The organism is Sphingomonas sp. PSPC2-2 (assembly GCF_049897725.1).
Classification (GTDB): domain Bacteria; phylum Pseudomonadota; class Alphaproteobacteria; order Sphingomonadales; family Sphingomonadaceae; genus Sphingomonas.
In genome coordinates this window covers 203,769-230,072 of record NZ_JAFCWU010000001.1, presented here as the reverse complement: position 1 = coordinate 230,072, position 26,304 = coordinate 203,769, and the positions used below count along the sequence as shown (strand labels likewise).

Below are 26,304 nucleotides of genomic sequence, written 5' to 3'. Positions count from 1 at the left end.
ACCCCGGGACGAGCCCGGGGTGACGGTGCGGGGCGCGTTGCTGTCACGCAGCCGCCCAGTGAATGTCGACCGGCAATTCGGCGTCCGCCAGCACGCGGCCGATCGGATAAGCCGAGGACGGGCCTTGCTTGATCGCTTGCTCGATCACCTTTTTCTTGGCGTCGCCGGTGACAGCGATGATCAGCGCGCGCGCCGAGACGATCGCGGCGCGGCTCAAGGTGACGCGCGCGACCGGCGCTTCCTTGGGCAGCGGCTCCGGCATCACGCCCAGCGCGCGGCGCTCGTTCGGGCCCGACAGCGCTTCGTCGAAATCGGGGCCGGGGAAGATCGAGGCGGTGTGGCCGTCGGCGCCCACGCCCAGCAGGCACAAATCGAGCGGCCAGTGCAGATCTTGCATCAGCGCGTCGGCGGAGCGCCCGGCGGCCTTGTAATCGGCGGTCGCGGCGGGGACGATCGGCATCACGCGCGCGCCCTTGGGCAGGAAGGTCTTGGCGATCATCGTCACGTTCGACAGCGGATCGCCGAGCGGCACGATGCGCTCATCGGTCGGCACGATGGTGACGCGCTTCCAGTCGATCTTGGCTTTGGCCAGGCGTTCGTAGATCGGGATCGGCGTCTTGCCGCCCGACAAAGCGATGACGGCGGCACCGCGCGCATCGATCGCGGATTCGATGATGAAGGCAATGTCCCCGGAAACGGCATCGGCCATTTCCTCGGCATCGTCATAATCCCACCATTCGATTTCTTCGCTCATGATCTTTGTCCTTCATCTCCCTCTCCCCGCGTGCGGGGAGAGGGTCGGGGAGAGGGGGGACGCAGTGCGTCAGACATATGTCTGCGTCCCTACGCCGCCCCCGCGCTTCGCTTGCTTACCCTTTCCCGATCGGTGGGGAGAGGGGGATTTCAATCGTCCTGCCAGGTCACCCCGTCGCGCTCGGTCAGCGCGACTGCGGCGCTCGGGCCCCAGCTGCCCGAGGCATAGCTTTTGGGCTTCATGTCATTGGCGACCCAACCGGCGCGGATCGCGTCGATCCAGGTCCATTGCGCCTCCACCTCGTCGCGGCGCACGAACAGCGTCTGGTCGCCCTCGATCAGGTCGAGCAGCAGCCGCTCATACGCGATGCGGCGGCGGGTGCCGGCAAATTCCGAATCGAGGCTGAGGTTCAGCGGCACTTCGCGCAGGCGAATGCCCTCGCGGTCGAGGCCGGGCTCCTTCGCCATCACCAGCAACTGCACATATTCCTCGGGCTGCAAGCGGATGATCAGCGCATTGGGCTGCAACAGCCCGCCGCGATTGGAGAACATCGAGTGCGGCACGGGCTTGAACTGGATAACGATCTCGGAGCGCCGCGTCGTCATGCGCTTGCCGGTGCGCAGGTAGAAGGGCACGCCCTGCCAGCGCCAATTGTCGACATGCGCCTTGAGCGCGACGAAGGTCTCGGTGGTCGAGGGCTTGCCGAGCTCGTCGATATAGCCGCGCACGATCGCGCCGCCGCTGGCACCCGCTGCATATTGCCCGGTGACCGACATGTTGGGCACGTCGGCCGGGGCGACCTGCCGCAGCGAGCGGAACACCTTGGCCTTCTCGTCACGGATCGCCGATCCGTCGAAGCGCGCCGGTGGCTCCATCGCGATCAGCGCGAGCAATTGCAGCATGTGGTTGGCGACCATGTCGCGCAAAGCGCCGGCACCATCATAATAGGCCGCCCGCTCTTCCAGGCCGACCGTTTCGGAAATGGTGATCTGGACATTGTCGATGCCGCGCGCATTCCACACCGGCTCGAAGAAGCTGTTGCCGAAGCGCAAGGCGAGGATGTTCTGGACGGTTTCCTTGCCCAGATAATGGTCGATGCGGAAGGTCCGGTCCTCGGGGAAGGCCGTGGCGACGGTGTCGTTGATTTCCTGGCTGGAGGCGAGATCGTAGCCGAGCGGCTTTTCGAGGCCGATCCGCACGGTTTCCCCGGCGAGCCCTGCCGATTCGAGGCCGCGAATGACCGGCTCGAACAGCGAGGGCGCGGTCGACAGGAAAATGGCGAGCCCGCCGGAAATGTCGCCGACCTTCTCCGCCAACTGCTTGTAATGGTCGAGGTCGGTCGCATCGAGCGCCTGATATTGCAGGCGGTCGAGGAAGGTCTTGGCCGCTTTCTCGTCCTTGCGGTCCTCGGGCAGGAACTGGTCCAGCGCCTGCTTGGCGAATTTGCGGAACGTCGCATCGGTATGATCGGAGCGGGCAGTGCCGGTGATCGTCAATCCCTCGGGCAGCAGGCCGTCGGCATGCAGGCCATAAAGCGAGGGGAGCAGCATCCGCTGCGCGAGATCTCCGGTCGCGCCGAACAACATCAATTTGGCGACGGGCGTGCGGACGGGCATGCTAAATCGACCTCCTGGGGAAGGGGTCACCTAAAGAGGCGCAAGCGCGCCGCCAAGGTGAATACGTATCACGGGGCACCAAAAAGTTACAGCGTCAGCCCTGCCAAAGGATCGAGCCCGGCCATGATGTTGAGGCTCTGCACGGCAGCACCCGCCGCACCCTTGCCGAGATTGTCGAGCGTCGCGATCAGGCGCGCCTGGCCGGTGGCGGCATTGCCGCACAAGCGGACGGTCAGCCGATCGGTGCCGGCATCGTCCTCAATGCACACCACGTCGCTATCACCGTCGCCGACGGTGATCAGCGCGCTGTCGGCATAAGCCTCGCGCAGCGTCGATTCGCACACCGCCAATGTCGGGCGGCGGGTGAACATATGCAGCGCCAGCGGCACCTCGACGATCATCCCGCGATAGGTGTTGGCGACCGACGGCATGAAAATCGGCGGATGTTCCAGCCGGGCATGCTTCTGCATTTCGGGCACATGCTTGTGCGCGAGGCCCAGCGCATAAGCACGCGCTGCGGGCGGTGGATTGACGCCCTCATAATCGGCGATCATCGCCTTGCCGCCGCCCGAATAGCCCGACACGGCATTGACGCTGATCGCCCAATCGACCGGCACCAGCCCGGCGCGCACCAGCGGGCGCACGAGCGCGAGGAAGCCGGTCGGATAACAGCCGGGATTGCTGACACGCTTCGCCTCGGCGATCGCGGCGGTCTGGCCCGGCTCCAGTTCCGGGAAACCATAGGTCCAGCCCTCGGCGGTGCGGAACGCGGTCGAGGCATCGATCACGCGCGTGCGATCATTGTCGATCAGTGAGACGGCTTCGCGGGCGGCATCGTCGGGCAGGCAAAGAATGACAAAGTCGCTGTCATTGAGCGCTTCGCCGCGCGCGACCGTGTCCTTGCGCCGCGCTTCGTCGAGCGAGATCAGCGAAATTTCGCTGCGTCCGGCAAGCCGCTCGCGGATTTCCAGGCCCGTGGTACCGTGCGCGCCATCGATGAAGACCGAAATGCTCATGGTGCGGGCCATGACAAGGCGTCGGCGTCGACATAGCCGACCAGATCCTTGCCCGGTGCGCGGCCCCAGGCGCGGCCGCGGACGAATTCCAGCACTTCGAACACGTCGCCAATCTCCAATTCGACCAGCACCGCCGAATCGGGGGCGGGCTCCTCACGCAAGGCTGCCGCAGCGATCACCACGCGGGGGACGGCACAGGCATAATGCGGCGCAAAAACGCGGTCGGCCAGGCGAATATCGGCGAGATCGCGGCGCACGGCGTGTCGCCGCGGATCGAGCGTTACCGATGCGCCCTGGAGCGCAAAGCTCCTACGTGCTGGCGCGTCGAAGGGTTCGCTGGGGAGCGTGTTGTGGCGTGCTGTCGCCGATGAACTGCCCGAAATCGTCAAGAAACTCTGCCCCCTCGGAGGTACGTGCGACAAAGATATTACGCTTGTCGTTATCGTCGCGTTGACGGCGCAGATAGCCCAGGGTGCCGAGCCTGTTCAAGGCGCGCGTGATAACGGGCTTTGAAACGTTGAGCATCGTCGCCAGTCCGCGCACGGTATGCGGCCCCGGCTGGAGGTATACCAGCAGCAGCAGGGCCATTTGCCGATTGGTCAAATCGGGCTCGCCCGACCGAACATAATCGATCAGGGTCTCCATCCATTCGGTGAGTGCATGATTGGTGTGTGAAGCCACGGCAAGTGTCCGCAAATGACGCAATAAAGCCCCACAATTGGGGATATTCCTGAGAACCTAACGCGCCGCGCCGCATCAGGTTTCAGTTCGATTGCGGAATGTTTACAACCCCTGGATGCGGCACGCGGTTGATCGCGTGGCGCACCTCGCCTATGTGCCCGGCTTCGCCATCGGCGCTCCAAGGATTCAACCCGCTTCATGTTGCTCTTCCAGTTTCTCCTCGTCGTCCATTTCGTCATTGCGCTGGCGCTGGTGACGGTCGTTCTCATGCAGCGTTCCGAGGGCGGTGGGCTGGGCATGGGCGGTAGCCCGGGCGGCCTGATGTCGGCGCGCGGCGCAGCCGATTTCCTGACGCGGGCGACCTCGATTCTGGGCGGTCTGTTCATCGCGCTCAGCATCCTGCTCGCCGTGCTCGCAGCGCAAGGGCGCGTGGCCAAGGTGGTGGCACCAACCACGCCGCCGCCCGCCGCCGCAACCGCGCCGATCCAGGCACCGGCGCAGACCGACCCGAGCGTTCCCTTCGCCAGCGGCGCACGCAGCGCGCTCGCGCCGACCGGCAACACCGCCGCGCGGGCCGATAACGGCGCAGTTCCGCTCGCTCAATAAGTCGCGCGCGGGCCGTCTTCCGGTCCGCGCACTTTTCCAAAAATATCGGAGTCGCGCGCTTGTCGTGCCACCCCTCTTCACGCTAGGTCTTTTCTCCCATGGCGCGGTTCATTTTCATTACCGGCGGCGTGGTCTCCTCGCTTGGCAAGGGTCTTATGGCGGCATCGCTCGCCGCCCTGTTGCAGGCGCGCGGCTATCGCGTCCGGATTCGCAAGTTCGATCCGTATCTTAATGTCGATCCGGGGACGATGTCGCCCTATCAGCATGGCGAAGTCTATGTGACCGACGACGGGGCGGAGACCGATCTCGACCTTGGCCATTATGAGCGCTTTACCGGCGTCGCCTCGCGCCAGTCGGACAATATCACCTCGGGCCGGATCTATCAGCAGATCATCACGCGCGAGCGGCGCGGGGATTATCTGGGTGCAACCGTCCAGGTCATCCCGCACGTCACCGATGCGATCAAGGAATTCGCGCAAGCAGAGACCGACGATCTCGATTTCGTATTGTGCGAAATCGGCGGGACGGTCGGCGACATTGAATCGCTCCCCTTCATCGAGGCGATCCGCCAGCTGCGCAACGATCTCGGGCGCGGCAATTCGATCAGCATCCACGTCACGCTGGTGCCGTATATCGCGGCGGCGGGCGAGCTGAAGACCAAGCCGACGCAGCATTCGGTGCGCGAACTGGCCGCTTTGGGCGTGCAGCCTGACGTGCTCGTGTGCCGCTGCGAACAGCCCTTGCCCGAAAGCGACCGCGCCAAGATCGCCTTGTTCTGCAACGTGCCCAAGGAGGCGGTGATTCCGGCGCTGGATGCGAAGAGCATCTACGCGGTGCCCGTGCAATATCACCAGGAGGGGCTGGACGACGCGGTGCTCAACGCCTTCGGCATCCTGCCCGGCGGCGCGCCCGATCTGTCGCGCTGGACCGACATCATGGACCGGCTGACCAACCCCGAGGGCGAAGTTACGATCGGCGTCGTCGGCAAATATGTCGGTTTGCAGGATGCGTACAAGTCGCTCAACGAAGCGCTGGTCCATGGCGGCATCGCCAACAAGGTGAAGGTCAATGTCGAATGGATCGACGCCGAGCTGTTCGAAGGGCCCGATAGCGACATTGCCGCGCGGCTCGAGCCGATGCACGCGATCCTGGTGCCGGGTGCCTTTGGTGAACGCGGTGCCGAGGGCAAGATCGCCAGCGTGCGGTTCGCGCGCGAGCGCGAAATTCCCTATTTCGGCATTTGCTTCGGTATGCAGATGGCCTGTGTCGAGGGTGCGCGCGACCTGGCGGGCATTGCCAATGCCAGCTCGACCGAATTCGGCCCGACCGACGAGCCGGTGGTCGGCATGATCACCGAATGGATGACAGCCGAGGGCGTGCAGACGCGCGAGGCAGGCGGCGATCTGGGCGGCACCATGCGACTTGGGGCCTATGACGCCAAGCTCGACGGCAACAGCGTGGTTTCGACCATTTACGGCGGCACCGACATTTCCGAGCGCCATCGCCATCGGTACGAGGTCAACACCGCCTATCGCGAGGCGCTGGAGAAAGGTGGCCTGGTGTTCAGCGGCATGTCGCCCGATGGCATGCTGCCCGAAATCGTCGAGCGGCCCGACCATCCGTGGTTCGTCGGCGTGCAATTCCACCCGGAATTGAAGAGCAAGCCGTTCGATCCGCATCCCTTGTTCGCAAGCTTCGTAGCGGCGGCAGTCAAACAGTCGAGATTGGTCTGATCGCGCCGGTCCGGTGTGGTGGGAGGATTGCTGCAAACTGACAAAGGGGGTGGAGGTGCCTGAAATTGTCAGTCCGCGCCAAAAATCCTTAAAGATTGCACTGGCTTCGTGCCGCCTCCGCCCATAGTCTTGTCTACGGACTTGAAGACGTAAGGGGGATCATTTGCGACTTTTTCACTCGGTGAGCCTGGCGGTTATTGCTGCCGGGATGCCTTCCGTCGCTTTTGCAAGTGAAGCCCCACTCTATCAACCCGCGCCGGGCTGGATCGTCATGGCTGCGATGCCCGACCTTGCCAAGCTGGACGCAGGCGCGCCGCCGAATTTGATCTTCGACGTCCAGCAACGCATCGAGAATGGGCGCTTATGGGCCTATGTCGATAGCGCGACGCGGATCACGTCGCCCGAGCTGCTGGCGCAGGCAACGTCGCTCGCCTTGCCGTGGGTGCCCGACAAGGGCGATCTGATCATCCACGAACTCTCGATCCTGCGCGGGACCGAGCGGATCGACCTGCTCGCGAAGGGCGAGAAATTCACGGTGCTACGGCGCGAGCAGACGCTGGAGCAGCGCGAACTGACCGGCATTCTGACTGCGACGATGGCGGTGGAGGGGTTGCAGGTCGGCGACGTGCTGCGACTGCGGATGTCGACCACGACGACCGACGCGGCGCTGGGCGGACGGGTACAGACGGTGATGCCGGTGTTCGCCGCACCGACGCGGCTTGGTTATGCCAAAATGCGCTTCTCCTGGCCGACCGCGACGCCGCCCAAATGGAAGCTGCTCGCCGAGGGCGTTACGCTCACCCCGGTGCGCAACGGTGCCTATAGCGAAGTCACCATCCCCCTGCCGGCCCCGAAGCAACCCGAAATGCCTGCGGATGCGCCGGTCCGCTTTCGCCATCCGCCCTTGATCGAACTGGCGACATTCAAGGATTGGGCCGACGTCTCGCGCGTGATGGCCCCGCTATATGCGACGCCCGAATCGACCAATCCGAACGACCCGATCCTGGCCGAGGCCGCCGCGATCATGAAGGCCGACCCGACGCCGATCGGCCGCGCGGAGCGGGCGCTCGAACTGGTTCAGCAGAAGATCCGGTATTTGGCGGTGGGCATGAACGGCGGCAATTATGTCCCGCAAAAGCCGGAACGGACCTGGGCGGTGCGGTATGGCGACTGCAAGGCCAAGACGCTGCTGTTGCTGACCTTGTTGCGGGCGATGAAGATCGAGGCTGAGCCTGTGCTCGCAAATATCGGGCTGGGCGATATCGTGCCCGACCGTTTGCCCAGCCCGATGGCGTTCAACCACGTGCTGGTGCGCGCGACGATCGATGGACAAACGCTGTGGCTGGACGGCACCGGCAGTGGAGCGCGCCTGATCGATATCCACGACACACCGCCGTTCGGCTATGGCTTGCCGGTGCGCGCGGCGGGTGCCGATTTGCTGAAGATCGAGACCCACGCCAACGCCCGGCCGATGGTGGATCTGACGGTCGATGTCGATGAGAGCGCTAGCGTCGATTTGCCGAGTGCCGTGGATGCGGTGGCGGTGGTCCATGGCGGTTATGCGGCGGCCTTGACCTTGGCCAAGACGCAGATGGGGGAGAAAGAAGAACGCGACGCGGTCGGCGGGTTTTTCATCAATTACCTTGGCGAAGGGCAGTTTTCCGATACCGCGATGGTCCCCGATCCGCTGACTGGCGACGTGACGCTGAAGGCGCATGGCATCGTCAATTCGGCATGGACGACCGATGACCGCCGGCGCAAGCGCGCGCTGGCGCGGGCGCTCGACAACGTCACCTTCGCGCCCGACCGCAGCAAGGTGGCGTGGACGACGATTCCGGTGGCGACGGGCGATCCGTTCGGGATGCGGTATCGGTTGCGGCTGCGTCTGCCCGACCGGGGGCGCGGCTTCGCGATCGAGGGCGAGCCCGACATGAAAGAACACGTCGCGGGTTACGAAATTTCACGTACGACCAAGCTCGATGGCGGGGTCGTTACGGTTGACGAGCGGATCGACACTGTCGGCCGCGAAGTGCCGGTCGCGCGCATCCCGATCGAGCGCGATGCCGTGGCGACCGCGAAGGCGCGGGCACCGCGCCTCGTCGCTCCGGTGGCGACCGCGCGCAAATGGGAGATTGGCACAAGCGATCCTGCCGGAGCCACGCAAGTCGCGGCAATCAACGCGGTCCTGGCCAAGGCGATTGTTGCAACCACCGCCGATGACAGCAGTGCCTATGCAACGCGCGGTTCCTTCCGCGCCAATATCGGGGATCGCGCGGGCGCAATTGCCGATTGGACGAAGGCGATCGCGATCGAACCCTCGATCGACCTGTATTTGAAGCGTGCGGCGACGCTGTACGAACTGGGCGATGTCAAAGCCGCGCTGGCGGACGCCGAGGCGGCGCGGGCGCTCGATCCGTCATCGGAAGCCGCGATCGGTCGTGTGACGATGCTGAAGGCGGAAAGCGGCGATCTGGCGGGCGGGCTTGCGTTGCTCGACCAGCGGATCGCGCTTGGCGGGGAGATGCGACGGACCTTCCGCACCGCCAAGGCCAGCCTGATCGGGGAATATGGCGATCCGGCAGAGGCCATCACGCAGTTCGACGCCTTGATTGCCGACAAGCCGGGCTCGCCCAGTCTGATGAATGCTCGGTGCTGGACCAAGGGTACGCGCAGCGTGATGCTAGATACAGCGGTGAAAGATTGCACCCGGGCAATCGAACTGAGCGAGGACAGCAGTGCCGCGCTGGATAGCCGCGCGATGGTGTGGTTCCGACTGGGCCGGTTCGATGACGCGCTGGCCGATCTCGATGCGGTTCTTGCCGCTGAGCCCGGCCAGGCCGCCAGCCGCTTCATGCGGGCAATCGTGCTGCAAAGGCTCCACCGCGACGCCGAGGCGGCAAGCGAGTTGAAGATCGCCCGCCGGATCGCGCCCAGCATCGATCGGCATTATGCGCGGTACGGAATCAAGGCACGGTAAAACAAACAAAGAGGGGAGATGGCCGAGCCAAAGTCCGGCCACCTCCCTTATTCTTCAGCGTTACGCCGCTTGCGCCGCGCCTTTGTCCTCGACCGCGACCAGCGGTGTGCCGGTCTTGATCGCGATCGTCTTGGGCTTCATCGCCTCGGGCACTTCGCGGACAAGGTCGATGGTGAGCAGGCCATCGTTCAGCCGGGCGTCCTCGACCCGCACGAAATCGGCGAGTTCGAAACGGCGCTCAAAGCTGCGATTGGCGATGCCGATGTGGAGGAACGAGGAGGTCGCGGCCTCTTTCTCGTCCTTGCGGCCCTTCACCTGCAGCAGATTCTGTTGCGCGGTGATCTCGATCTCGTCGCGACCAAAGCCTGCCACCGCCAGCGTGATGCGGTAGCGGTCGCCATCGAGGCGTTCGAGGTTGAAGGGCGGATAATTGTCGGCGCTCTGCTGCCGGGCATTGGCCTCAAGCATATCGAACAGCCGGTCGAAGCCGACGGTCGAGCGACGATAGGGGGTCAAATCGAACTGACGCATGGTGAACTCCTTTACAAGCGAGTGTCGGTACGTCGAGCCGGGCCCGCCACCTGCGCGACCCTGCCCGGTGCGGCCCCAAGGGCACCACACGCGCAGAATCTGGTTCGCTTTGGCCGGAGTTCAAGACCCACCGGTACAGAATTTCATGGTGCTAAAGACCAGCTTTGGCGCGGCAAAGAAGGAGAGGGCGTGAATATCCCCGTGAATGATGGGCATTGTACGCCGACTCGGGGCAACGCCCGGGAACAAGGGGACGTTCATGCTCGCGCACTTGCCGCTCATTCTGCTTGCCCATGCGACACTCGCGCCACCCTCGACGCCGCCGGAACCCGCTGCGCCGGAGGTGACCGATGGCGATGCACAAGGCAATGCGGGCGATATCGTCGTCACCGCACGCCGCCGCGCGGAAACCGAGCAGACCGTGCCGATCGCGCTCTCTGTGCTGAGCGGGCGCACGCTGGCCGATAGTGGCGCGTTCAACGTCAACCGGTTGCAGCAGCAAGTCCCCACGCTGCAATTCTATTCGAGCAACCCGCGCAACTCGGCGATCAACATTCGCGGGCTGGGCGCACCGTTCGGGCTCACCAATGACGGGATCGAACAGGGCGTCGGTTTCTATATCGACGGCGTCTATATCGGGCGCGTCGGGGCATCGACCTTCGATTTCGTCGATGTCGACCGGGTCGAGGTGCTGCGCGGGCCGCAGGGCACGCTCTATGGCAAGAACACGACCGCAGGCGCGCTCAACATCACCACGCGCGCGCCGAGCTTTACGCCCGAGGCGCGCGCCGAACTGAGCGTCGGCAATTATGATTTCGTACAGGGCAAAACTTCGATCTCGGGGCCGATTACCGACACTTTGGCGATCCGCCTGTCGACCTCCGCGACGACGCGGCACGGCACGATTTACGATGTGGCCAGCAACACCGATCTCCACCGCCAACGCAATATCGGGTTTCGCGGGCAAGTGCTGTACAAGCCGACCGACACGCTCAGCCTGACGCTGGCAGGCGATCTCAACGTGCAGAACCCATTGTGCTGCGCGCAAATCTATGCGCGGGTCGGCACCACGCAGCGCGCGGCGAACCGGCAATATCCGGCACTGGCGGCGGCGTTCGGCTATGCCCCGCCCAGCACCAACCCGTTCGATCGCGTCACCGATCTCGATGCCAAGATCAATTCGCGCCAGGAAGTGGGCGGGGCGTCGCTCGTCACCAATTGGGATTTGGGGCCGGCCACGCTCACCTCGGTGTCGGCATGGCGCTATTGGGACTGGAAACCCGCCAACGACCGCGATTTCATCGGCCTGCCGATTACCACAGTGTCGCAGAATCCGTCGCAGCAGGAACAGGAATCGCAGGAAATCCGGCTCGCGTCGAACGGGACCAACAAGCTCGATTACACGGTTGGCGCGTTCCTGTTCCATCAGACGATCAATACACAGGGGTCGCAAGTGCAGGGATCGGCGGCGAGCCGTTTCCTGCTCAACCCCGGCAACGTTCCGGTGGGGTCGCGCGGGTGCGCGTCCCCGACCGCCAATGCCTGCAATCCGGCGGTGCTGAACGGGCTGACCTCGACCAATACGATCAATTTCAAGAACACCAGCTTTGCGGTGTTCGGCAAGCTCAACTGGGAAGCGTTCAACCATTTCCACGTCCAGCCGGGCCTGCGCGTCAATTATGACAAGAAGAGCGGCTCCTATGTCTCGGTCGTCACCACCGGCAGCGGCAGCACCACGCTGAACGCCGATCAGTCTGCCACGCTTGCCCCGCAAAGCTATGCGCCGCGCTTCAGCGCGTGGAACGTGTCGGGGGACGTGACGCTGTCCTATGATTTTTCCGCCGATGTGCATGGCTATGCAACCTATGCGAAGAGCTTCAAATCGGGCGGCATCAATCTGTCGGGCCTGCCGCTCAATGCGGCGGGGACGGCGGTGGACCTCACCACGCAGACGGTGAAGCCCGAAAAGGTCGATGCGTTCGAACTGGGCCTGAAGACGCAATTTCTCGATCGCAGCGTCACGCTGAACGTCGCCGGGTTCTGGACCGAGATCGGCGATTATCAGGCAACGGTGAACAACGGCCAGTTGACCGTGATCCGCGGCTATCTCGCCAATGCCGGCAAGGTGCGGTCGCGCGGGGTGGAGTTCGACGCCAGCTTCCGCCCGAGCAAGCGTTTCAACCTGTATCTCAACGGTGCCTATACCGATGCGATCTACAAAAAGTTCACCAACGCGCCGTGCCCGCCCGAGCTGTCCGGCGGCACCGTGACGACGGGTACGCCTGGTCCGGCCGGGGTGCCGGGATCACTGAGCCCGGTGGTGTGCGATATTTCGGGGCAGCGTCTGCCCGGCATTTCGAAATGGTCCTTCTCTTACGGCGGCGAATATAATGTGCCGGTCGGCGGTGGGGACGGACAGGTCTATTTGGGCTATGACGGCAGCGCGCGCTCGCGCTTCTCGTCCAATCCATCGCCTTCGGCTTACACCTGGATCGAGGGGTATTCGCTGTCCAACTTCCGGCTTGGCTATCGCAAGAAGGACTTCAACGTCTTTGCCTGGGTGCATAACGCCTTCGACCAGGATTATTTCGAATTGCTGTCGACGCAGTCGGGCAGCACCGGGCTGATCGTCGGGCAGCCGGGCGACCCGCGGACCTTTGGCGCGACGATTTCCAAGTCGTTCTGAGGCCTGGCCGTCACCCCGGCCTTGTGCCGGGGTCTACTTCGCTGCTCGGATAGCGTTCGGAGTCGGACGCGGGAGCTGCGGCATGGTGGACCCCGGCACGAGGCCGGGGTGACGGGGGAGGGGCGACAGGGAAGGAGGAGCGCCGACGGCAAAGCCGCCGTCGGCCGGGTTCGCCCAAGGCGACCCGCCGTCCGATTTGGGCGATCCGCTGTGCGGACCGGTGGCCAGCATGGCCACCTTCGCCCAAACGCAAACGTCCGGGCCGTTTCCGACCCGGACGCCTGCGTGACGATCGCTCGTCAGCCCCCATCTCGCTCTCGCTGCACACCTTGCGGCGGCGCTGAAAGCATTCCCCGAACCACGGCCGTTGCCTGTGTGTCAGTGACAGAAGCGTTAAGTGTGAGTGAGCGGCTTGTCATGGGGAATATGGCCGATCCGTAGCGATTGCGGCGCTGCTGTGGCGGTTGCGCAACAGGGGGCAACAGTTGCCAGCGCGGCATGTGCGCCGTAGAGCGGGCTCCATGATCCTCTCCCGCTATGAACGCATGATCGCCCGGCGCTATCTGCTGCCCGGCAAAGGCGAGGGGTTCATCTTCCTCGTCGCTGGCATCAGTCTCGTCGCGGTGATGCTCGGCGTCGCCGCGCTCGTCATCGTGATGAGCGTGATGAACGGCTTCCGGGCCGAACTGTTCGACAAGATCGTCGGGCTCAACGGCCATGCCGTGGTGCAGGGCTATGCCGGGCAATTGCGCGACTGGCGCGATATCGTCGCGCTGGCCGACAAGACGCCGGGCGTGACCAGCGCCACGCCGATGATCGAGCAGCCGCTGATGACCACCTATAACGGCCGCGTCGAAGGCATCCTGCTGCGCGGGATGCAGGTGTCCGATATTCGCCGCAACAAGACGATCGGCAGCAAGGTGGTGATGGGTTCGCTCGCGTCGTTGAAGCCGGGCAGCGGCGTGATTGCGATCGGATCGGGCCTGGCCGACCAATTGGGGGCGGTGGTCGGCAGCCAGATAACGATTATCAGTCCGCAGGGACCATCAACACCCTTTGGCACGATGATGCGCGCGGTGAGCTATACCGTCGGCGCGATCTTCACGATCGGCGTGTACGATTATGACAAAGCCTATGTCATCATGCCGATGGAAGATGCCCAGACGCTGCTGATGATGGGCGATTCGGTCGGCATGATCGAAGTGCAGACCAACGATGCCGATCGCGTCGGCCAGATCCTCGCCCCGCTCGCCAAACAAGTCGGGCAGCGCGCGGTGATCCAGGACTGGCGGCAAATGAACGCGCAATTGTTCGAGGCGCTTTCGGTCGAGCGCGTGGCGATGTTCACCGTGCTGTCGATCATCATCCTGGTGGCGGTGTTCAACATCCTGTCCTCGCTGATCATGCTGGTGCGCGCCAAGACGCGCGACATCGCGATCCTGCGAACAATGGGGGCGAGCCGGGGGGCGATGATCCGTATCTTCATGACGGTCGGCACCACCATCGGCGCGCTGGGCGTGGTCGCTGGGCTGGTGCTTGGCTTCATCTTCCTGCACTTCCGGCAAAATATTGTCGATTTCGTGCAATTGGTGACGGGGCAGAACCTCTGGGATCCCTCGATCCGCTTCCTCACCGAATTGCCGTCCAAGACCGACCCGGTCGAAGTGACCGTCATTTCGCTGATGGCGCTCTTGTTCAGCTTCCTCGCCACGCTCTACCCCGCGCTCAAAGCGGCGAGCACCGATCCTGTGCAGGTATTGCGCTATGAGTGAACCCGTCCTCAGCGTTGCCGGCCTGACGCGCGCGTTCAGCCAGGGCGGCGAAACCATCGAGGTGCTGCGCGGGGTCGATCTCCATGTCGGCGCGGGCGAGATCGTCGCGTTGCTGGGTCCGTCCGGCTCGGGCAAATCCACGCTGTTGCAGGCGGTCGGGCTGCTCGAAGGCGGCTTCGGCGGGTCGATCCGCATCGCGGGCGAGCAAGTCGCCAAGCTCGATTCGGACGGGCGAACCCGCGTGCGGCGCGATTCGCTCGGTTTCGTCTATCAATTCCATCACTTGCTGCCCGATTTCAACGCGACCGAAAATGTCGTGCTGCCGCAGTTGATCCGCGATCGCACCCACGCCCAGGCGAACGAACGCGCGACGGCTTTGCTCACCGCGCTTGGCCTCGGCCACCGCCTGACCCACCGCCCCAGCCAATTGTCGGGCGGCGAGCAGCAGCGCGTCGCGGTCGCCCGCGCGCTCGCCAACCAGCCCGCTCTGGTGCTGGCCGACGAGCCGACCGGCAACCTCGACGAGGCGACCGCGGACGTGGTGCTGGCCGAATTCCTGCGGCTGGTGCGCGGCGAAGGCTCGGCGGCGTTGGTCGCGACGCATAATGAGCGCATGGCGCTCAAGATGGACCGCGTGGTGCGCCTGCACGAGGGGCGGCTCGCGTGAGCGCCTGGACCACGCCCCCAACACTCACCGGCGATCACGTCACGCTGCGCCCGACCGTGGTCGACGACCGCGACGCCATCGTCGCGGCGGGGGCGGATGGGAAGATCAGTGACCTGTTCTTCACCAACGCCTCGACGCTCACCGACCCCGACGCCTTCATGGCGGCGCTGTTCAAGGAGCGGGATTTCGGGCGGGCGATGCCGTTTACCGTCTGCACCCCCGAGGGCCGGGTGGTTGGCCTCACGCGCTATATGCGGATGAATGCAGGCCATAAGCGGCTGGAGATTGGCGGCACCTTCTACGCCAAGTCGGTGCAGCGTACCGGCGTCAACACCGAGGCCAAGTTGCTGCTGCTGGGCCACGCCTTTGAGGTGATGGGCTGCAACGCCGTGCAGATCCGCACCGACTGGTTCAACAAGCGTTCGCAAGCCGCGATCGAGCGGCTGGGGGCCAAGCGCGATGGTGTGCTGCGCAACCATCAAGTGATGGATGGTCGCGTGCGCGATCTTGTGGTCTATTCGATCATCGCCAGCGAATGGGCCGGGGTGCGGCAGAATCTGCGCTTCCTGCTCGCGCGCCACGCCTGAGGAGTGCGTTCATGCCTGCCATCACCGATCTCACGGTTAAAGCCGCCGACGGCACGCCGGTCGACCTGTCGGCTTATGCGGGCAAGGTGCTCCTGATCGTCAACACCGCCTCCAAATGCGGCTTCACCCCGCAATATGAAGGGCTGGAGGCGCTGCACCGCCAATTCGGCGATCGTGGGTTTGAGGTGCTTGGCTTCCCCTGCAACCAGTTCGGCGCGCAGGAGCCGGGCGATGCCGCGGAAATCGCCAATTTCTGCTCGCTGACCTATGACGTGACCTTCCCGGTCTTCGCCAAGATCGACGTCAACGGCACCAATGCCGACCCGCTGTTCGTCGCGCTCAAGAAGCAGGCGCCGGGGATCCTTGGCACCGAGGGCATCAAGTGGAACTTCACCAAATTCCTCGTCGGCAAGGACGGGCAGGTGGTTGAACGTTATGCGCCGACGACCAAGCCCGAGGCGATTGCGGCGGATATCGAAAAGCTGCTCTGAGAGGTACGTCGTGGGCGGTATGGTTTTGACGCGCTACTCGGTGGCGTTGGGGTCAGCGATAGCGATGGTGGTGGCGTCGCCCGTCATGGCGGAAGCTATCCCTGAGCGCTCCATCGCGATCGAGCGACCGCAGCAGCTCGATGGGCATCCGGTGGGTGCGCAGTTGCCGATCGTGACGCTGCGGATCGGCGGCACTTCGCTTCGCTTTCTGTTCGACACGGGTGCCTCCGAAATCGTGCTGAGCGAGCGTACTGCGACCCAGCTCGGGCTGAGCGGGGCGACGACGCAGACCGGCACCGATAGCGGCGGCGTCGCCGTCGCGGGGCGCTACGTGACGGGTGTCGATATCGCGACGGCGGAGGGCGCGCCGCTTCGCCATGTGGACCGTGTGCTGGCGATGCCGCTGGGGCCGCTCGAGGCGCTAGGACTGGCGGGCGTTATCGCTCCGCAGGCACTGGCCGCTACGGGGTGCGTGCGCGTCGATTTTCGCGGTGGCGTGGCGACCGTGGCGGACGCGGGTGCGGTGGCCTGCCGTCCTCTGGCCAAGGGCGCTCGGGTTGCGGCACCAGGCTGGCGCGGCGATGGGCGTCCGCATGTTCCGGTCGGCGTGGGGGAGGGGGCGGATACGCCGTTTTTTCTGGTCGATAGCGGTGCCTGGCGCAGTGCGATCCCGGCCACTGCCGCCCCCCGTCTTCCCCGGCTGCGGACCGCGCAGAGCCGCGGGGTTGGGGGGAAGACGGTGACCATGGATATCGTCGGCCCCGTTACCCTGAAGGTGGGCGACGCCCCGCAACCGTTGCCGGAGGCGGCGGTGGTCGAGGGGCGTACCACCGGAGTTTTGGGGTTCGATCTGCTATCGGGCATGACGCTGGTGCTGCATGCCGATGGGGCCTTTTCGATCGGCGAGTGATCAGCGCCCGCGCGTGCCGATCGCCTGCAGCGTGGCGGTGATGCCGCTGAACAGGAAGCTGATCCCGAGCACATAACCCGGCAGCGTCAGCGCGGTGAAGGGGATGCCCCAGATGATCCACACCGCCAGCACGATGTTAAGAATACCGAGCAGGATCAGGCTGATCCCGAAGCGCCGGAAGCGCGTGCCGATAGCGATTTCGATCACGCCGCGCACGGTCAGCCAAATCGCGATCAGCAACGTCAGCGAGACCGCGCCGCTTGCGGGTTCGACGATGATCCACGCGCCGATCGCCAGCGAAAGGATGCCGCTCAGCAAGGTGTAAGCGGAGAAATGATGGCCGCGCAGGCCGAAGCTCGCGACTACCGCGATCGCACCGGTCGCGATCAGGAAGGACCCGGCGAGCAGCGTGGCGGTCAGCGTCGCGCTGACCGGCCAGAGAAATGCGGTGATGCCGACCGCGATGCTGAGGAGGCCGTAAGCCAGTAGCCAACCGGTCCCGACGCGAGCGGATGTGGTGGACGAACCGAAAGTCGTGTCGCTCATGTCTGTCTCCAGGGTGAAGTGCACGGGGGGGCGTTGAACAAGCTGATTTTTATATCAGAACGCCGATCGTGTCAGGCGCACTATACGTAAGTTTACGGGCAACGCGGCCGCTGCCGAGTTCGCAGCTTTACGAATCGGCGCGTTGGGCGCTACCAACCGGAATGGCCCATTCCGCGTTCGTACCCCTTCGGATCTTCTCTTCCTACACCATGCTCGATGGCGCGATCGAGCCAAAGGCGATTGCCAAACGCGCGCAGGAACTGGGCTTTCCCGCCGCCGCCTTGACCGACCGTAACGGCCTGTACGCCGCGATGGCGTTTGGCGATGCCGCGCGCGCGGCGGGGGTGCAGCCGGTGATCGGCACGATGCTCGGCGTCGCTCGCCCCGATATGCCCGAGAATGCACCGCCCGTGCTCGACTGGATCGCGCTCTACGCACAGGATGAGGATGGCTATCGCAATCTGTGCGTGCTGGTATCGCAAGCGCATCTCGATCGCCCGCTCGAACTCGCGCCGCACGTCCCCTTCGCCGCGCTGGAGGGCCGCACCGACGGCCTGCTCGCGCTCACCGCCGGTCGTGAAGGTGCACTGGCGCGGCTGTTCGCCGAGGATCAGCCCGATCGCGCGCTGGCTTATGCCGATCGCCTGCAGGCCTTGTTCCCCGACCGGCTCTATATCGAGCTGACCCGGCGGCTCGATGAGATCGAAGGCAAGGCCGAACCGGCGCTGCTCGATCTTGCCTACGACCGCAATCTGCCGCTGGTCGCGACCAACCCGTGCTGCTTCGCCACGCAGGATTTCAGCGAGGCGCACGATGCGTTGCTGTGCATCGCCAATTCGACCTATGTCGCCAGCGAAGACCGGCCGCGCACCTCGCCGGACGCGTGGATGAAGCCCGCCAAGGACATGCGCGAGCTGTTCGCGGACTTGCCCGAGGCGATCGCCAACACGCTGGTGGTGGCGCAGCGCTGCGGCGTCGGCGCGCCCAAGCGCAAGCCGATCCTGCCGAGCCTCGCCGGCGATCCCACCGCCGAGGCCGCCAAGCTGCGCGAGGATGCCCATGCCGGGCTCGAGCGGCGGCTCGACCGGATCGAACAACTCGCGGTTTCTGCTCCCCTCCCGCTTGCGGGTGTGACTGGGGGAGGGGAGTCTTCTGCGGCTGGTTCAGGCCCTCCCCCAACCCCTCCCGCACGCGGGAGGGGAGATTCGGACTGGCGCGAGCCGTACCGCAAGCGGCTCGATTTCGAGCTCGACGTCATCATCCAGATGGGCTTCCCCGGCTACTTCCTGATCGTCGGGGACTTCATCAAATGGGCGAAGGATCATGACATCCCGGTGGGGCCGGGGCGTGGTTCGGGCGCGGGCTCGGTCGTCGCCTGGGCGCTGACCATCACCGATCTCGACCCGATGAAACTCGGCCTGCTGTTCGAACGCTTCCTCAACCCGGAACGCGTGTCGATGCCCGACTTCGACATCGACTTTTGCGAAACGCGGCGTGGCGAGGTGATCCGCTACGTCCAGGAGAAATATGGCCGCGACCAGGTCGCGCAGATCATCACCTTCGGTAAGCTGAAGGCGCGCGCGGTGCTGAAGGACACCGGGCGCGTGCTGCAAATGGGCTATGGCCAGATCGACCGGCTTGCCAAGCTGATCCCCAACCTTCCCGCCGACCCGTGGGACCTGAAACGCGCGATCGACGGCGTGTCGGAACTGCACAGCGAATATAAGAACGATCGCAGCGTGCGGCATTTGCTCGATCTGGCGATGAAGCTCGAAGGCCTGCCGCGCCACAGCTCGACCCACGCCGCGGGCGTGGTGATCGGCGACCGTCCGCTCGCCGATCTCGTGCCGCTCTACCGCGATCCGCGTTCGGACATGCCCGTCACGCAATTCGACATGAAATATGTCGAGGGCGCAGGCCTCGTGAAGTTCGACTTTCTCGGCCTCAAGACGTTGTCGGTGCTCAAGAAGGCGATCGACCTGTTGGCCGCGCGCGGCGTGGTGGTCGATCTCGACGCGCTCGAATGGGATGACGAGGGCGTCTACAAATTGCTGCAAAAGGGCGACACGGTCGGCGTCTTCCAGCTCGAATCCGAAGGGATGCGCCGCACGCTGTCGGCCGTTCGCCCGTCCAATTTCGGCGACATCATCGCGCTCGTCTCGCTGTATCGTCCGGGCCCGATGGACAATATCCCGATGTTCGGCCGTCGCAAGAATGGGCAGGAAGAGATCGCCTATCCGCACCCGCTGCTCGAAGGCATCTTGTCAGAAACCTACGGCATTTTCGTTTATCAGGAACAGGTGATGCAGGCGGCGCAGATCCTGGCCGGCTATTCGCTCGGACAAGCCGATTTGCTGCGTCGCGCGATGGGCAAGAAGGTGAAGTCCGAAATGGACGCGCAGCGCGCGGGTTTCGTCGAGGGCTGCAAGACGATCAACGGCATTCCCGAAGCCAAGGCCAACGAATTGTTCGACTTGATCGACAAATTCGCCGGCTACGGCTTCAACAAGTCGCACGCCGCCGCCTACGCCTTGCTGTCCTATCAGACAGCGTGGCTCAAGGCGCACCACCCGCACGAATTTTTCGCGGCCTCGATGTGCTTCGATCAGGCGCAGACCGACAAATTGAGCGTGTTCATCGACGATATGCGCCGCCTTGGCGTCGCTATTCTGCCGCCCGACATCAACCGCAGCGAAGCCGAATTCTCGGTCGAGGATAGCGGCGACGGGCTCGCCGTGCGCTATGCGCTCGCCGCGCTCAAATCGGTCGGCGAAGGCGCGATGGAAAAGCTCGTCGCGGAGCGCGAGGCGGGCGGGCCGTTCGAGTCGATCGACGATCTCGCACGCCGCATCGATCCGCGCATCCTCAACAAGCGGCAGTTGGAAACGCTCGCGGCGGCGGGCGCGTTCGATGCGCTCAATGACAATCGCGCCGGGATCGTGGCGAGCGCCGAGACGATCCTCGCCACCGCCGCGCGGATTCACGACCAGAAAATCAGCGGGCAGGGCGGCCTGTTCGGCACCGCCGAAGCGTCCGAACCGCCGATCAAATTCCCGCTCTCCGCGCGCTGGACGATGGCCGAACGGATGGACCAGGAGCGTGAGGCGTTCGGCTTTTATTTCTCCGCGCATCCGGTCGACCGGCACAGCCATTTGGCCAAGCTGCACGGCGCGCGCAGCTTCGTCACGCTGGGCGAACTCAACATTCCCGATGACGGCACCCGCGCCGGTGCGACCATGGCGGTGCTGGTCGAGGATGCGCGCTGGCGCACCTCGGCGCGCGGCAAGCGCTATATGATGGCGACGCTGTCGGACCCGTCGGGCCAGTTCATGGCGACCTGCTTCGACGATGCGGTCGCCGCCGAGCTGGAGGAATGCGCGCGCACCGGAGGCTGCGGCCTGGCGACGGTCGAGCTCGATCGCCGCCCCGGCGAGGAAACCCCGCGTGTCTCGGTCAAGCGGCTGCAATCCTTCGAATCGCTCGCCTCCAACGCGCGCTTCTGCCTGGAATTGTCGGTCGATGCGCCGGGCGCGATGGCGGCACTTGCGAGCATGCTGTCGGAGGCACGCGGCGCACGCGGCGAGATATGGGCGACGGTGACGGTTTCGCCGGGCGAGACCACCCGCGTGCTGCTCGGGCGCGACTTTCTGCTCGACGGGGAGCTTGCCGCGCGGATCGAAGCCTTGCAGGATGTTTCGAACGTAGTGCTGAGAACCGCAGAGGCGCGGCTGGCACTCGTCGGATAGTAGCGGGAGCGGCGGCGGGGCGAAGGAAGCATTCCCTCCCCCAGCCCCTCCCGCAAGCGGGAGGGGAGTTTATGCTCGGCGGAATGCAGGATTTCGAATTGCGGGTGCCGCGGCTGCTGGACCACGCCGCGCGCGAACATGGCGGGCGTGAGATCGTCAGCTATTGGGCCGATGGACGCGAAACCCGCAGCGATTGGGCAGGGGTCGCCCGCGATGCCCGCAAGCTGGCGCAGGCGCTGGAGCGGATCGGGCTTAAGCCCGGCGACCGCGTCGCCACACTGGCGATGAACCACAGCCACCATCTGGTCGCCTGGTATGGCACGATCGGGATGGGCGGGGTGATCCACACCATCAACCCGCGCCTGTTCGACGAACAACTTATCTATATCGCCAACCATGCCGAAGACCGCGTGCTGCTCTATGACAAGCAGTTCCAGCCTTTGGTCGACCGGCTCAAACCGCTGTGGACCAGCATCGAACGCTATGTCTGTTTCGACGATGGCGGCTTCGATGCGCTGATTGCGCCTGAGGACGGGGCCTATAGCTGGCACGAAGGGCCAGAGCGCGATCCGTGTATGCTCTGCTACACCAGCGGCACTACCGGTAACCCCAAGGGCGTGCTGTACGAACATCGCTCGACCGTGATCCACGCCATGGCCGAAGTCGCACCCTGGGTGTTCAACCTCTCGCCTTCCGCCGTCGTGCTGCCGGTCGTGCCGATGTTCCACGCCGCCTCCTGGGGATTGCCGTTCGCGGGCGCGCTGGCCGGCGCGAAATTCGTCTATGCTGCGGTCAACGATCCGGCGGTGCTGTGCCGCTTGATGAACCAGGAAAAGGTCACGCATTCGGCGGGCGTGCCGACGGTGTGGCTGGCGATGTTCGGCCATATCGATGCGACCGGCGAGGTGCCACGCTTCCTTAGCCAAGTGACGATCGGCGGCTCGGCCGCGCCGCGCGCGATGATCGAGCGGATCATGGGCATGGGCGTCGAGGTCAAGCATCTGTGGGGGATGACCGAGACCTCGCCGGTCGGCACCGCCGGTTTTCCGCCGCCGCATTGGGACGAGATGAGCGCGGAGGCCCAACTCGACCATGTCGGCAAGCAGGGGCAGATTCCCTTCGGCATCGAATTGCGTATCGTCGATGATGCGGGGGCTGTGCTGCCGCGCGACGGCACCAGTTCGGGTCGGTTGCAAGTGCGCGGGCCGTGGGTGGTGAAACGCTACTTCAAGGCCACGGAGGACGCGGTCGATGCCGACAATTGGTTCGACACCGGCGATGTCGCGGTGCTCCACGGCGACGGCACGATGCAGATCACCGATCGCGCCAAGGACGTCATCAAATCGGGTGGCGAGTGGATTTCCTCGGTCGATCTCGAAAATGCCGCGATCGGCTGCCCCGGCGTTGCCGAGGCGGCGGCAATCGGCGTGTATCACCCGAAATGGGACGAACGCCCGCTGCTGGTCGTCGTGCGCAAGCCCGGCAGTGCGGTGACCCCGCACGAGATTCTGGTCCACCTTGGCCGTCACGTGGCCAAATGGTGGTTGCCCGATGAAATCGTGTTCGTCGAGGCGCTGCCGCACACTGCGACCGGCAAGCTGCTCAAAACTGCCTTGCGCGAACAGTTCAAGGACCATGTGCTGGCGGCGGCCTGAAGCTGAGGCTTCCGCTTCTTTCCGTTCGGGCTGAGCTTGTCGAAGCCCCGCTCGCGCCACGCGCGTCCTGCGCTTTGAGAGGTGCCCTTCGACAAGCTCAGGGCGAACGGGGATTCGCGGCAATACTCCCGCGCTAGCGCGTCACCAGCACCACCTTGTCGCGCGCGGTCGCGCCGCGCACCAGCGTTAGCGCCGATCGCGGTCGACCCAGCGCCTTGGCGAGCAAGGCGAGGATCGCGTCATTGGCCTTGCCATCCTCGGGCGTCACGGTGGTCCGCACGTTGAGCACAGCGGGCGCTCCATCGGCGGGCAGGCGGATGTCGTTCGCGCCCGCATTGGGGGTTGCGCGGATCGTCAAATGCCCGTGCGCATCGATCAATCGTTCGAGTTCCTCGCGCGGGGGGAAGCTGTTCTTGATGCGGCTCATGCCCGCCTTCTTAAAAGAATACCGACGCGTTGAGCGACAGGTATAGCGTGTCGTGGTCACTGGCACGGTTGAGCGCGCTGGCGAGGAAGCGGCCCTTTGCCAGCCACACTCCGTCGGCCTCAAGCTGGAGGCGCTTGGGCACCGCCCAGAACCGCACGCGGGCATCACTCTGCCACCCGGCATCGCGGCCCGATTGCCCGGTCGGGTCGACCACGCTGGTGGTGGCAAAGGCATCGCGTGCCGAGGCGAGCCACAGTTTCTTGACCGACAGCATCGCGTCCACGCGGCGCGACGGCGTCACCTCCAGCCGGGGTCCGAGCGAAATCAGGTTGCTGCGCGTCACCGCATTATACAGTCCCGCTGGGGAAAAATCGGCGCGGCGCATGCCGTACAGCGTGTCGAACCGACCATAGCCGCCGTTGCGGCGGTCGCCCGAAGCATAATCGCCCTCGACGGCGAGACGCGGCGTCCATGCCCTGGTCCATTGATAGCCGATCCGCGCGTGCGCGAACCACGTCTCCACCGGCACGCGTGCGGCGGTGGGGGCAAGGCTGACGGCAATCGTGCCGGTCTGGCGCATGATCTCGACTTCGCCATCGGTTTTGCCCGGGCTGGCGGGGGCGACCAGCCGTGCGGTCAGCGTCGTCAGGTGACGATTGCGCGTCGCATGGTCCGGGCGGTCGCGTTCCTCGAAGCGGTACGCGCCGATATCGCCCGCAACGCGACCGAACAGGCGCGGCAGCCCGGCCGTCGCCCCCCAGATGCGCGTATCGAACCCCTCCCGATCCAGCACTACGCGCCCGGTCCGCAATCCGGCGGCATCGTCGGGCAAGCGTTGTTGCGGCAGCAGATAGAAAGCAGTCACATTCCAGCGATCGCCGTCGGCCAGATCGAGCCGGGCTCCGGTAAAGGCGTTGGTGGTGTTGCGGTAATCGTCATTGGCGATCAACCGGCGCGAGCGCAGGTCGGCGGTCTGCCGCCCAAGCGTCACATGCCCGTAGAGCCGCTTGCGCGCGGCATCGCCCAGATCGAGCCCGAGAAACGCCTCCACCGGCTCGAAGCCATTGACCTCGTTCGTCGACAGCGCGCTTGGGCGCGGAGCATCGAGCGCGCGGCTGTCGAACAGCGTCCCGCCCAGCGTCAGCGGGCCTCTGCGATATGTCGCACGCACGATCGTGCGCAACTGGGTCGAGGCTTCATCGACGGGTACGCCCGCGCGCGCCTGATCGCGGATCGTTTCGTAGCGCAGGCGGATGTTCGCCGAGACATCGCCGCCCTCGGGCGCGCGCGGCAGCACCTGGCCGTAAGCCGGAACGGCGGCGACCAGCACCGTAAATGTCAGAAGCCCCCGCATCCGGCGCGGGCATAGCAAAGATCGCGGACGACGCCCACCCGGCTTCAGCCAAACAAATCGCCCTGGGGCCCTGCGGGCGGGCGGAACAGGTCGGTGCGCAACACCATCCGCTCCTGGTTCATCCCATGCTTGCGGCATGCGATGAGGAAGCGCGTGCGCAGCAAGTCCGCCCAGGGGCCACTGCCGCGCATCCGCGAGAAGAAGCCCGGATCATTCTCTCGGCCCTGCCGGATCGAGGCGATCGTCGCCATCACCTTGCTCGCGCGGTCGGGGAAGTGCGTGTCGAGCCAGGCCTTGAACAAGGGGGCGACCTCCCACGGCAGCCGCACCGGAATGAACGAGACCGAGCGCGCGCCCGCCTCCGCCGCTTGCTCGACCAGATGCTCGATTTCGTGATCGGTGATCGCGGGGATGACGGGCGCGATCGAGACATGCGTCGGCACGCCCGCCGCGACCAGCGCGCGCACCGCCGCCAGCCGCCGCTTCGGGGTCGGCGCGCGCGGTTCGACCGTCATCGCGATTTTGGGGTCGAGCGAGGTGATCGAAATCGCCACCGCCGCCAGCCCTTTGGCCGCCATCGGCGCGATCAGGTCGAGATCGTGCACCACCCGGTCCGATTTGGTGGTGATGGTGAGGGGATGGTTGGTCTCGGCCAGCACCGCGATGCACCCCCGCGTGATCCGCCATTCGCGCTCGATCGGCTGGTAGGGGTCGGTATTGGTGCCGAACGCGATCGGTTGCGCAACATAGCCGCGCTTGGACAATTCGGCGCGCAACAGGGCGGGGGCATCGGGTTTGGCAAACAGCTTGCTCTCGAAATCGAGCCCCGGCGAAAGGTCGTGAAACGCGTGGGTCGGTCGCGCGAAGCAATAGATGCAGCCATGCTCGCACCCGCGATACGGGTTAACCGACCGATCGAAGGGCACGTCGGGTGAGCTGTTGCGGCTGATGATCGTGCGCGGCCGCTCGACCGTAACCGTGGTACGCAGGCGCGGCGGGGCACCGTCGAGCGCTTCACGATCATCCAGCCAGTCGCCATCCGCCTCGCGCTCGGGCAAGTTGAAGCGGCGGCTTTCGCGATTGAGCGTTGCGCCGCGCTGGGGGCGGTTTTGGGCCATTGACAGATGCTAGCAGGCACGTAAGAACGTAACAAGAACATTTGGGAGGAGACCCAGCGATGGCGCGTCTGAACTATCTCGAACTGCCGGTTCGCGACCTTGCCGCGGCCAAGGCGTTTTACACCGCCGCCTTCGGCTGGGATTTTACCGATTTCGGGCCAAGCTATGCCTCCACGATGAGCGGGGACACGGATATCGGCCTGCAGGGCGATATCGCGGAACAGACCGCGGCCCCGCTGCCGGTGATCGAGGTGGCGGATCTGGAGATGGCGGAAGCGGCGGTACAGGCGGCAGGAGGCGAGATCACGCTGGCGATCTTCGCCTTCCCCGGCGGGCGGCGGTTTCATTTTCGCGATGTGGCGGGGCATGAATTGGCGGTGATGCAGCCAAGGTGAAGTGCTTGTCCGCCAAGATCTGGATGATACATATCA

At 64.9% G+C, this 26,304-nt stretch carries 22 protein-coding genes; 12 read left to right on the top strand and 10 right to left on the bottom strand.

What is annotated here, in order from left to right; genetic code table 11:
- Positions 1–43 precede the first annotated feature (43 nt).
- From pgl to ACP7BY_RS01085, 5 genes are all read right to left on the bottom strand, one after another.
- Complete coding sequence (gene pgl, locus ACP7BY_RS01105) at positions 44–754, bottom strand: 6-phosphogluconolactonase (RefSeq protein WP_033966393.1); 711 nt, start codon at positions 752–754, stop codon at positions 44–46.
- A gap of 149 nt (positions 755–903) precedes the next feature.
- Positions 904–2,370 (bottom strand): glucose-6-phosphate dehydrogenase, encoded by a 1,467-nt coding sequence (zwf, locus tag ACP7BY_RS01100; protein ID WP_033966391.1) that lies wholly within the window; start codon positions 2,368–2,370, stop codon positions 904–906.
- A gap of 86 nt (positions 2,371–2,456) precedes the next feature.
- Positions 2,457–3,386, bottom strand: coding sequence for an N-acetyl-gamma-glutamyl-phosphate reductase (gene argC, locus ACP7BY_RS01095; protein WP_137902569.1), 930 nt, complete (start codon positions 3,384–3,386; stop codon positions 2,457–2,459).
- Entirely contained in the window at positions 3,383–3,643 is a 261-nt protein-coding gene (locus ACP7BY_RS01090) for an SH3 domain-containing protein (RefSeq protein WP_010403327.1), read from the bottom strand. Before ACP7BY_RS01090 ends, argC begins: the two co-directional genes overlap by 4 nt.
- 52 nt (positions 3,644–3,695) lie before the next feature.
- Entirely contained in the window at positions 3,696–4,031 is a 336-nt protein-coding gene (locus tag ACP7BY_RS01085; protein ID WP_033966401.1) for a MarR family transcriptional regulator, read from the bottom strand.
- A 234-nt stretch (positions 4,032–4,265) separates the two neighbouring features.
- Between ACP7BY_RS01085 and secG the strand changes: the two genes are divergently transcribed.
- The 3 genes from secG to ACP7BY_RS01070 all read left to right on the top strand — a co-directional run bounded on the left by secG (position 4,266) and on the right by ACP7BY_RS01070 (position 9,383).
- Entirely contained in the window at positions 4,266–4,673 is a 408-nt protein-coding gene (gene secG, locus ACP7BY_RS01080) for a preprotein translocase subunit SecG (protein WP_033966389.1), read from the top strand.
- Between the two features lie 98 nt (positions 4,674–4,771).
- Positions 4,772–6,406 (top strand): CTP synthase, encoded by a 1,635-nt coding sequence (locus ACP7BY_RS01075; RefSeq protein ID WP_033966388.1) that lies wholly within the window; start codon positions 4,772–4,774, stop codon positions 6,404–6,406.
- Between the two features lie 163 nt (positions 6,407–6,569).
- A complete protein-coding gene (locus ACP7BY_RS01070; protein ID WP_349304016.1) occupies positions 6,570–9,383 on the top strand; it encodes a DUF3857 domain-containing protein in 2,814 nt (937 codons plus the stop codon).
- Positions 9,384–9,443: 60 nt separating this feature from the next.
- On the opposite strand, the gene ACP7BY_RS01065 is transcribed toward ACP7BY_RS01070, so the two are convergent.
- Entirely contained in the window at positions 9,444–9,914 is a 471-nt protein-coding gene (locus tag ACP7BY_RS01065; protein WP_033966385.1) for an Hsp20 family protein, read from the bottom strand.
- Between the two features lie 259 nt (positions 9,915–10,173).
- Between ACP7BY_RS01065 and ACP7BY_RS01060 the strand changes: the two genes are divergently transcribed.
- The 6 genes from ACP7BY_RS01060 (at position 10,174) to ACP7BY_RS01035 (ending at position 17,027) form a co-directional block, all read left to right on the top strand.
- A complete protein-coding gene (locus ACP7BY_RS01060; RefSeq protein ID WP_033966400.1) occupies positions 10,174–12,600 on the top strand; it encodes a TonB-dependent receptor in 2,427 nt (808 codons plus the stop codon).
- A gap of 521 nt (positions 12,601–13,121) precedes the next feature.
- Entirely contained in the window at positions 13,122–14,372 is a 1,251-nt protein-coding gene (locus tag ACP7BY_RS01055) for a lipoprotein-releasing ABC transporter permease subunit (protein WP_033966384.1), read from the top strand.
- The gene (locus ACP7BY_RS01050; RefSeq protein WP_126845749.1) at positions 14,365–15,039 is read left to right on the top strand and encodes an ABC transporter ATP-binding protein; all 675 of its coding nucleotides are present in this window, start codon (positions 14,365–14,367) and stop codon (positions 15,037–15,039) included. Before ACP7BY_RS01055 ends, ACP7BY_RS01050 begins: the two co-directional genes overlap by 8 nt.
- Complete coding sequence (locus tag ACP7BY_RS01045) at positions 15,036–15,626, top strand: GNAT family N-acetyltransferase (protein WP_033966383.1); 591 nt, start codon at positions 15,036–15,038, stop codon at positions 15,624–15,626. Before ACP7BY_RS01050 ends, ACP7BY_RS01045 begins: the two co-directional genes overlap by 4 nt.
- Before the next feature lie 11 nt (positions 15,627–15,637).
- Positions 15,638–16,117, top strand: a complete 480-nt coding sequence (locus ACP7BY_RS01040) for a glutathione peroxidase (RefSeq protein WP_033966381.1) — start codon at positions 15,638–15,640, stop codon at positions 16,115–16,117.
- A 19-nt stretch (positions 16,118–16,136) separates the two neighbouring features.
- The gene (locus tag ACP7BY_RS01035) at positions 16,137–17,027 is read left to right on the top strand and encodes an aspartyl protease family protein (protein WP_033966379.1); all 891 of its coding nucleotides are present in this window, start codon (positions 16,137–16,139) and stop codon (positions 17,025–17,027) included.
- Here ACP7BY_RS01035 and ACP7BY_RS01030 read toward each other — a convergent pair whose 3' ends face one another.
- Positions 17,028–17,573 carry an HdeD family acid-resistance protein gene (locus ACP7BY_RS01030; RefSeq protein ID WP_033966399.1) on the bottom strand — a complete coding sequence of 182 codons (546 nt, stop codon included), beginning with the start codon at positions 17,571–17,573 and terminating at the stop codon, positions 17,028–17,030. It lies immediately after the preceding gene.
- Between the two features lie 161 nt (positions 17,574–17,734).
- Here ACP7BY_RS01030 and dnaE point away from each other — a divergent pair, with 161 nt between their 5' ends.
- Both dnaE and ACP7BY_RS01020 read left to right on the top strand, forming a co-directional pair.
- On the top strand, positions 17,735–21,319 hold the full coding sequence (gene dnaE / locus ACP7BY_RS01025) for a DNA polymerase III subunit alpha (protein ID WP_033966378.1): 3,585 nt from the start codon (positions 17,735–17,737) through the stop codon (positions 21,317–21,319).
- A 71-nt stretch (positions 21,320–21,390) separates the two neighbouring features.
- Entirely contained in the window at positions 21,391–22,974 is a 1,584-nt protein-coding gene (locus ACP7BY_RS01020; protein WP_033966374.1) for a long-chain fatty acid--CoA ligase, read from the top strand.
- A gap of 133 nt (positions 22,975–23,107) precedes the next feature.
- Here the strand turns inward: ACP7BY_RS01020 and ACP7BY_RS01015 are convergent, their stop codons facing one another.
- From ACP7BY_RS01015 to ACP7BY_RS01005, 3 genes are read right to left on the bottom strand one after another with little or no spacing between them, the layout of a single operon-like run.
- The gene (locus ACP7BY_RS01015; protein WP_081988809.1) at positions 23,108–23,401 is read right to left on the bottom strand and encodes a DUF167 domain-containing protein; all 294 of its coding nucleotides are present in this window, start codon (positions 23,399–23,401) and stop codon (positions 23,108–23,110) included.
- Between the two features lie 10 nt (positions 23,402–23,411).
- The gene (locus ACP7BY_RS01010; protein WP_052192474.1) at positions 23,412–24,755 is read right to left on the bottom strand and encodes an alginate export family protein; all 1,344 of its coding nucleotides are present in this window, start codon (positions 24,753–24,755) and stop codon (positions 23,412–23,414) included.
- 44 nt (positions 24,756–24,799) lie between these two features.
- Complete coding sequence (locus ACP7BY_RS01005) at positions 24,800–25,873, bottom strand: PA0069 family radical SAM protein (RefSeq protein ID WP_137902570.1); 1,074 nt, start codon at positions 25,871–25,873, stop codon at positions 24,800–24,802.
- A 59-nt stretch (positions 25,874–25,932) separates the two neighbouring features.
- Here ACP7BY_RS01005 and ACP7BY_RS01000 point away from each other — a divergent pair, with 59 nt between their 5' ends.
- The gene (locus ACP7BY_RS01000; protein ID WP_033966373.1) at positions 25,933–26,268 is read left to right on the top strand and encodes a VOC family protein; all 336 of its coding nucleotides are present in this window, start codon (positions 25,933–25,935) and stop codon (positions 26,266–26,268) included.
- Positions 26,269–26,304: the final 36 nt, after the last annotated feature.